This window comes from Pseudomonas sp. SDO524_S393 (assembly GCF_054071875.1).
On record NZ_JBSVVZ010000128.1, the window covers coordinates 1 to 6,839 of the forward strand.

Genomic DNA, 6,839 nt, shown 5'->3' on the forward strand with positions numbered 1-6,839 from the left:
AGTCACCGGATTTGCTGACTGATCCACTGCATTCGCGAGCAAGCCCGCTCCCACAAACGTCCGCGCCCGCTTTTTACTGGGCCAGGCTTGAGGTGCTCTGACCGACAGCGAGTCCGGCGCGGATGGCGGCCAGGGCCGCCTGGTAATACGCCTTGCCTTCCGGCGACTCGGCGAAGGTTGCGAATTCTTCCAACTCCGGGTCAGACAAATCCCGGTAGACATACAGCAGCGTGTTGCTCAGGTCCTTGTCGATCTGCTGCATCAGCCGCTCTCGCTGCCCATTCAACATGCCCTGGGCCTGGCCGCCGCCGAGCAGGCCGGGGATCATCTGGCTCAAGCTGTCTGCCGCTACACCGGCAATCGCCAGGCTGACTTCCGCACCGGCTTCACGGGCCGGCAGGGCTTGGGCGAGGTGGCCGATGATCAGGCTGCGGGTCGCATCGGCCTGCATTTTCGGCAGGCCCTGGGCGTTCTTCGCCAACTGGTCGCGGCGGGTGGCCAACAACTCGGCGGCGACGATCTTGCGGCCCAGCGGCGACTGGAAAAACGCCAGGGCCGGTTTGGGGTCTGCGAGGTTCTTGCGCAATTGCGCCTCGGCTCGCTGATCCACGGCCTGGGCGGCAAAGCGCTTATTGCTGTTGTCCACCAGCGCCTGGTAAACCGCCGGCGGCAGGCTGTTGCGATAGCGTTGCTGGGCAGCACTGAGGGCGTCATTGAAATGTGCACGTTGTTCGGCCCAGCCGGCGACCTTGTACAACTGGTCATGGCTGTCTGCCCAGGCGGGCAATACGCAGAACATCAGCAAGGAAAAAAACAAACGACGCATATGGACTCCTGTCAGTCGGCCACTATTGTCCGTGTCGGGCGTAGGATTTGTCGAGAAGTCCTATCAGTCACCTGACTAAAGTACCTTCAGACGCTCGGCGGCTCTGTCGGATTCACAGGCGTATGGATACTATGCGCGCCATGCACACATCCCTCGATTCCCCTCTGCTGCAACGCATCGTCGATGACCTGGCCGAAAAAGGCTGGTCGCAGCAGGACGACTTCCTGCCCCAGGCATTGACCCTGGCCTTGGCCGCTGAGTGCCGTAAACGTGCGGCGCAAGGCGAGCTGGCGCCGGCGGCGGTAGGGCGCGGGCTTGCGCAGGAAATCCGCGAGGGCGTGCGGGGTGACCATATCCAGTGGCTGGAGCCGGGTGAAACGGCCATCTGCGACACCTACATGGCGCTGATGGACGACGTGCGACAGGCGATGAATCGCGGTCTGTTCCTGGGCCTGGAAGACTTCGAAAGCCACTTCGCGATGTACCCGCCCGGTGCGTTCTACCGTAAACACGTGGACCGCTTTCGCGACGACGACCGCCGCATGGTGTCGGCGGTGATCTACTTGAACGACGCCTGGCAACCCGAGCACGGCGGACAGTTGCGCCTCTACCTCAAGGATGGCGTTGAGCACGATGTACTGCCCGTCGGGGCGAGCCTGGTAGTGTTCCTGTCGGGCGATGTGCCCCATGAAGTGCTGCCGGCCACGCGCGATCGCCTGTCCCTGACCGGCTGGTTTCGCCGGCGGGGCAACGAGCCGTTTTAAGCATGGAAAAGATTCTGGTCAGCCGCTGCCTGTTGGGGCACAAGGTGCGCTACGACGGGGGTGGCAGTGGCCCATTCGATCAGCTGGCGGTGTGGCAGGCCCAGGGACGGGTGGTTGCGATCTGCCCGGAAGTGGCGGGCGGCTTGCCTACGCCGCGTCCGCCTGCCGAGATTCCCGGTGGGCAGGGCGCGGAGGTCTGGGAGGGACGTGCCCAAGTGCTGACCGCCGAGGGCGAGGACTTCAGCGCGGCTTTCCTGGACGGCGCACGCCAGGCGCTGGCACTGGTGCAGCGTCACAACATCCGTATCGCCATTCTCAAGGCCAATAGCCCCTCGTGCGGCAACTTGCTGACTTACGACGGCACTTTCAGCGGCGTGAAAGTGAGGGGTGAGGGCGTCACGGCGGCGTTGCTCAAGCGTCATGGGGTGCAGGTGTTCAGTGAACTGGAATTGCCCGAGGCGTCAGTCGCTCTGACGCAGCTTTCGAAACCTGGGTAGGTCAAATCCGAAAAATCACTGTGCCTTGGTTGCCGGGGTCTCGCTCTCAAACCACTTGTGCGTCAACGCCCCCAATCGCCCATCCGCCTTCACCCGTTGCATTGCCTTGTCCAGGCTGGCTTTGAACGCCGGGTTGCCTTTCTGGAATGGAATCGCCAGTTCGGGTGTTTCCTTATAAGCCTCACTGAAATCGAACCGATCCCGCAGCTCGGCAGTCATAGCGATATGGTTGATGGCCACGTCGTACTTGCCGGTTTCCACGCCGGGCAGCAGGTCGCTGTCATCGGTGGTGACGAATGAGGGGCGTACGTCCATTTCCTTGGCCAGTTGTTCGCCCAGCTCCACTTCGAACCCGGTGAGTTTGTCGCCGTCCTTGAAGTTGAACGGCGGCGTGTTGGCTTCCAGGGCGATGCGCAGTTCACCACGGTCAAATACGTCATCGATGAGTTCGGCATGAGCCAGGGGGCTCAGAAGGGGGAGCAGCAGTAACAGGCCAGGCAGAAAGCGCATGGTCACTCCTAGAGAATTCGAATGTGCGAGGCGCCGTTCAGCATCGCTTTGCTATGGTGTTGAGAGCCTTGGACAGCAATTTGCCGCGAAGTTGTCATAACCCAACAGATTTCCTGGAAAAACTGGAGAAGCGAATGAAAGCCCTTTTGTCCCGAGCAACGATTGCCAGCCTGCTGCTGGGTGCTTCCATGTTGGCGACAGCCGCCGACGGTATTCCACGCAGCGCGCCCCCTGAAGGCGCCAAGGTCTTTATCGTTTCGCCAAAAGACGGCGCCACCGTCGACAAGACCTTCACTGTCAAATTCGGCATGGAGGGCCTGAAACTGGCCCCGGCCACTGACCAGACCCCAGGCACCGGCCACCATCACCTGCTGGTCGACCAGAAAGAACTGCCCGACGCCAGCGTGCCGATCCCGGCCACCGACACCGTGATCCACTACGGCAAGGCCCAGACCGAAACCGAACTGACCCTCACCCCAGGCAAGCACACGTTGCAATTGGTGGCTGGCGACAAGCTGCACATGCAGTTCAACCCCACCGTGGCCTCGAAAGTGATCACGGTTAACGTCAAGTAAGCTTTGTTCAGATGCAAAAAAGGGAGCTCTCAGGAGCTCCCTTTTTCGTGGTGCGGGTGAAACTTTAGAACAGCACGCGGCTACGGATTGTGCCGTTGATGTGCTGCAGCTTCTCTTGCGCCAGGTCCGAGTACTCGGCGTCGACGTCGATCACCACGTAGCCGACCTTCTCGTTGGTCTGCAGGAACTGACCGGAGATGTTGATGCCGTTTTCCGCGAAGACCTTGTTGATTTCGCTCATCACACCCGGGATGTTTTCGTGGATGTGCAGCAGGCGGTGCTTGCCAGGGTGAGCCGGCAGCGCCACTTCCGGGAAGTTGACCGACGACACCGAGGTACCGTTGTCGCTGTACTTGACCAGCTTCTCGGCCACTTCCAGACCAATGTTGGCCTGGGCTTCAGCGGTGGAACCGCCGATGTGCGGGGTCAGGATCACGTTGTCCAGGCCACGCAACGGGCTTTCGAAGATGTCGTCGTTGGAGCGAGGTTCTACCGGGAACACGTCGATGGCGGCGCCGATCAGGTGCTTGTCCTTGATCGCGTCGGCCAGGGCGTCCAGCTCGACCACGGTGCCGCGCGCGGCGTTGATCAGGATGCCGCCTTTCTTGATGGCGCGGATTTCCTTCTCGCCGATCATCCACTGGGTCTCAGCGGTTTCCGGAACGTGCAGGGTCACGATGTCGGACATGCCCAGCAGCTCGGTCAGGCTGGCCACTTGAGTGGCGTTGCCCAGCGGCAGCTTGGTCAGGGTGTCGTAGAAGAACACCTGCATGCCCAAGCCTTCGGCCAGGACCGACAACTGGGTGCCGATCGAGCCGTAACCGACGATACCCAGCTTCTTGCCCCGGATTTCGAAGGAGTTGGCCGCGCTCTTGATCCAGCCGCCACGGTGGCAGGACGCGTTTTTCTCAGGGATGCCGCGCAACAGCAGGATCGCCTCGGCCAGCACCAGCTCCGCCACGGAACGGGTGTTGGAGTACGGTGCGTTGAACACCGCGATGCCACGCTCGCGCGCTGCGTTGAGGTCGACCTGGTTGGTGCCGATGCAGAAACAGCCGACAGCCACCAGTTTCTTGGCGTGGTCGAAGATCTCTTCGGTCAGCTGAGTGCGGGAGCGAATGCCGATAAAGTGCGCGTCGGCGATCTTTTCCTTTAGCTGGGCTTCCGGCAGAGAACTGGTGATGTACTCAATGCTGGTGTACCCGGCGGCTTTCAGAACGTCGACAGCCGATGGGTGGACGCCTTCCAGAAGAAGGAACTTGATCTTGCTCTTATCGAGAGAAGTCTTGCTCATCTGCGTAAACCTGTATCCCGGAGAAAATTGGCAGGGAATCGGATCACGTAAGCTGACCCGGACGGCAGGAAAGCCGTCACCGCAGAAACGCCTTTGGGCTCTATCCTGCGGGGGCGGTATGCTAGCATACGTGCCCCGCTAAACACTCATTCCTGCGACGTGAAGCGTTCTCAGGGTGACCATGAATTGTTCGAGAGTTCTGTCGATGACCCATCCTGCCCTGATTGATGAGCTAAAGACCCTGGTTGAGCCTGGCAAAGTGCTGACCGACGCAGACTCCCTGGAGGCTTACGGCAAGGATTGGACCAAACACTTCGCGCCAGCACCCACTGCTATCGTCTTCCCCAAGACCATCGAACAGGTGCAGGCCGTGGTCCGCTGGGCCAACGCCCACAAGGTGGCACTGGTGCCGTCGGGTGGCCGTACCGGTCTGTCGGCGGCGGCGGTGGCAGCCAATGGCGAGGTGGTGGTGTCGTTCGACTACATGAACCAGATCCTCGACCTGAACCTCACCGACCGCACCGCCGTATGCCAGCCGGGTGTGGTCACCAAGCAACTGCAGAACGCCGCCGAAGAACAGGGCCTGTACTACCCGGTGGACTTCGCATCGTCCGGTTCCAGCCAGATTGGCGGCAACATCGGCACCAATGCCGGCGGGATCAAGGTCATTCGCTACGGCATGACCCGCAATTGGGTGGCGGGCATGAAGGTGGTCACCGGCAAGGGCGATGTGCTGGAACTGAACCGCGACCTGATCAAGAACGCCACCGGCTACGACATGCGTCAGCTGTTCATCGGCGCCGAGGGCACCCTGGGTTTCGTGGTGGAAGCCACCATGCGCCTGGACCGTGCGCCGAAAAACCTCACCGCCATGGTGCTGGGCACCACTGATTTCGACTCGATCATGCCGGTGCTGCACGCATTCCAGAGCAAGCTGGACCTGACCGCTTTCGAGTTTTTTTCCGACAAGGCCCTGGCCAAGGTCCTCGGCCGTGGCGATGTGCCGGCGCCGTTCGAAACCGAATGCCCGTTCTACGCGCTGCTGGAATTCGAAGCCACCACCGAAGAAGTTGCCAACCATGCGCTGGAAACCTTCGAGCATTGCGTGGAGCAGGGCTGGGTGCTGGACGGCGTGATGAGCCAGAGCGAAACCCAGCTGCACAACCTGTGGAAGCTGCGTGAGTACATCTCCGAGACCATTTCCCACTGGACGCCGTACAAGAACGACATTTCGGTGACGGTGTCGAAAGTGCCGGCATTCCTGAGTGAAATCGATGCGATCGTCGGCGAACACTACCCGGACTTCGAAATCGTCTGGTTCGGCCACATCGGCGACGGCAACCTGCACCTGAACATCCTCAAGCCGGAAAACCTGAGCAAGGACGAGTTCTTCGCCAAGTGCGCCACCGTGAACAAGTGGGTGTTCGAAACCGTCGAGAAGTACAACGGTTCGATCTCTGCCGAACACGGCGTTGGCATGACCAAGCGCGATTACCTGACCTACAGCCGCTCGCCCGCTGAAATCGAATACATGAAGGCCGTCAAAGCCGTGTTCGACCCCAACGGGATCATGAACCCCGGCAAGATCTTCGCTGTTTAACCGCCCTTCAGGAGTCGTTCCATGAGCTATCAGCACAAGTATGTCGACGGCACCAACATCCACTTTCCGGTGGGCAAAGTGGTGTGCATCGGGCGTAACTACGCCGAACACGCCAAGGAGCTGGATAACCCGGTGCCGACCGAGCCGCTGCTGTTCATCAAGCCGGGCAGTTGCGTGGTGCCGCTGGAAGGTGGCTTCAGCATTCCCACCGAGCGCGGTTCGGTGCACTACGAAGCGGAAATTGCCGTGTTGATCGGCAAGCCCCTGTCGACCAAGCCCAGCCGTGAAGAAGTGCTGGACGCCATCTCCGGTTTCGCCCCGGCGCTGGACCTGACCCTGCGCGACAAGCAGGCCGAGTTGAAAGCCAAGGGCCTGCCGTGGGAAATCGCCAAGTCCTTCGATGGTGCTGCGGTGATTGCCCCCTTCGTGGTGGGCAGCACGTTCCCGGACGTGACCGATATCGGTATTCGCCTGACCATCAATGGCGAAGTGCGCCAGGACGGCAACAGCTCGCAGATGCTCAACCCGATCATCCCGATGATCCAGCACATGGCGGGCTGCTTCTCCTTGCAAGCCGGTGATGTGATCCTCACCGGCACCCCTGCTGGCGTGGGTCCGCTGAATGTGGGCGATGAGCTGGTGCTGGAGTTGTCGGATGTGAACCGCTTCGAAAGCAGCGTGCGCTAAAGCCTGCACATCACTTCAATGTGTGGCTTGTGTGGGAGCTGGCTTGCCTGCGATAGCGTCGCCTCGGTGTGACTGATACACCGAGT

At 60.8% G+C, this 6,839-nt stretch carries 8 protein-coding genes; 5 read left to right on the forward strand and 3 right to left on the reverse strand.

The features are described 5' to 3' along the window. Positions 1–73 precede the first annotated feature (73 nt). Positions 74–826, reverse strand: coding sequence for a DUF2059 domain-containing protein (locus ACW9IB_RS29035; RefSeq protein WP_457368593.1), 753 nt, complete (start codon positions 824–826; stop codon positions 74–76). A 131-nt stretch (positions 827–957) separates the two neighbouring features. On the opposite strand from ACW9IB_RS29035, the gene ACW9IB_RS29040 reads away from it, so the two are divergent. Together ACW9IB_RS29040 and ACW9IB_RS29045 are read left to right on the forward strand one after the other, a co-directional pair. Further along, positions 958–1,590: a 2OG-Fe(II) oxygenase gene (locus ACW9IB_RS29040; protein WP_457416747.1), complete on the forward strand. Its 633-nt coding sequence runs from the start codon at positions 958–960 to the stop codon at positions 1,588–1,590. 2 nt (positions 1,591–1,592) lie between these two features. Next, on the forward strand, positions 1,593–2,087 hold the full coding sequence (locus ACW9IB_RS29045) for a DUF523 domain-containing protein (protein WP_457416741.1): 495 nt from the start codon (positions 1,593–1,595) through the stop codon (positions 2,085–2,087). Between the two features lie 15 nt (positions 2,088–2,102). Here ACW9IB_RS29045 and ACW9IB_RS29050 read toward each other — a convergent pair whose 3' ends face one another. Further along, positions 2,103–2,597 (reverse strand): transporter substrate-binding domain-containing protein, encoded by a 495-nt coding sequence (locus ACW9IB_RS29050; protein WP_457416743.1) that lies wholly within the window; start codon positions 2,595–2,597, stop codon positions 2,103–2,105. A 134-nt stretch (positions 2,598–2,731) separates the two neighbouring features. Here ACW9IB_RS29050 and ACW9IB_RS29055 point away from each other — a divergent pair, with 134 nt between their 5' ends. Continuing rightward, entirely contained in the window at positions 2,732–3,172 is a 441-nt protein-coding gene (locus ACW9IB_RS29055; protein ID WP_176996821.1) for a DUF4399 domain-containing protein, read from the forward strand. A 64-nt stretch (positions 3,173–3,236) separates the two neighbouring features. Here the strand turns inward: ACW9IB_RS29055 and serA are convergent, their stop codons facing one another. Further along, positions 3,237–4,466 carry a phosphoglycerate dehydrogenase gene (gene serA, locus ACW9IB_RS29060; RefSeq protein ID WP_457416745.1) on the reverse strand — a complete coding sequence of 410 codons (1,230 nt, stop codon included), beginning with the start codon at positions 4,464–4,466 and terminating at the stop codon, positions 3,237–3,239. A 205-nt stretch (positions 4,467–4,671) separates the two neighbouring features. Here serA and ACW9IB_RS29065 point away from each other — a divergent pair, with 205 nt between their 5' ends. Continuing rightward, entirely contained in the window at positions 4,672–6,066 is a 1,395-nt protein-coding gene (locus ACW9IB_RS29065; RefSeq protein ID WP_457368588.1) for an FAD-binding oxidoreductase, read from the forward strand. A gap of 21 nt (positions 6,067–6,087) precedes the next feature. Next, positions 6,088–6,753, forward strand: coding sequence for a fumarylacetoacetate hydrolase family protein (locus tag ACW9IB_RS29070; RefSeq protein ID WP_457368587.1), 666 nt, complete (start codon positions 6,088–6,090; stop codon positions 6,751–6,753). The last annotated feature ends 86 nt before the right edge of the window (positions 6,754–6,839 follow it).

Bases quoted from the DNA above. Each gene is read 5' to 3' on its own strand.
- ACW9IB_RS29065 (WP_457368588.1), top strand. From the start codon at position 4,672: ATGACCCATCCTGCCCTGATTGATGAGCTAAAGACCCTGGTTGAGCCT.
- ACW9IB_RS29070 (WP_457368587.1), top strand. From the start codon at position 6,088: ATGAGCTATCAGCACAAGTATGTCGACGGCACCAACATCCACTTTCCG.
- ACW9IB_RS29035 (WP_457368593.1), bottom strand. From the start codon at position 826: ATGCGTCGTTTGTTTTTTTCCTTGCTGATGTTCTGCGTATTGCCCGCC.
- serA (WP_457416745.1), bottom strand. From the start codon at position 4,466: ATGAGCAAGACTTCTCTCGATAAGAGCAAGATCAAGTTCCTTCTTCTG.
- ACW9IB_RS29050 (WP_457416743.1), bottom strand. From the start codon at position 2,597: ATGCGCTTTCTGCCTGGCCTGTTACTGCTGCTCCCCCTTCTGAGCCCC.
- ACW9IB_RS29045 (WP_457416741.1), top strand. From the start codon at position 1,593: ATGGAAAAGATTCTGGTCAGCCGCTGCCTGTTGGGGCACAAGGTGCGC.
- ACW9IB_RS29055 (WP_176996821.1), top strand. From the start codon at position 2,732: ATGAAAGCCCTTTTGTCCCGAGCAACGATTGCCAGCCTGCTGCTGGGT.
- ACW9IB_RS29040 (WP_457416747.1), top strand. From the start codon at position 958: ATGCGCGCCATGCACACATCCCTCGATTCCCCTCTGCTGCAACGCATC.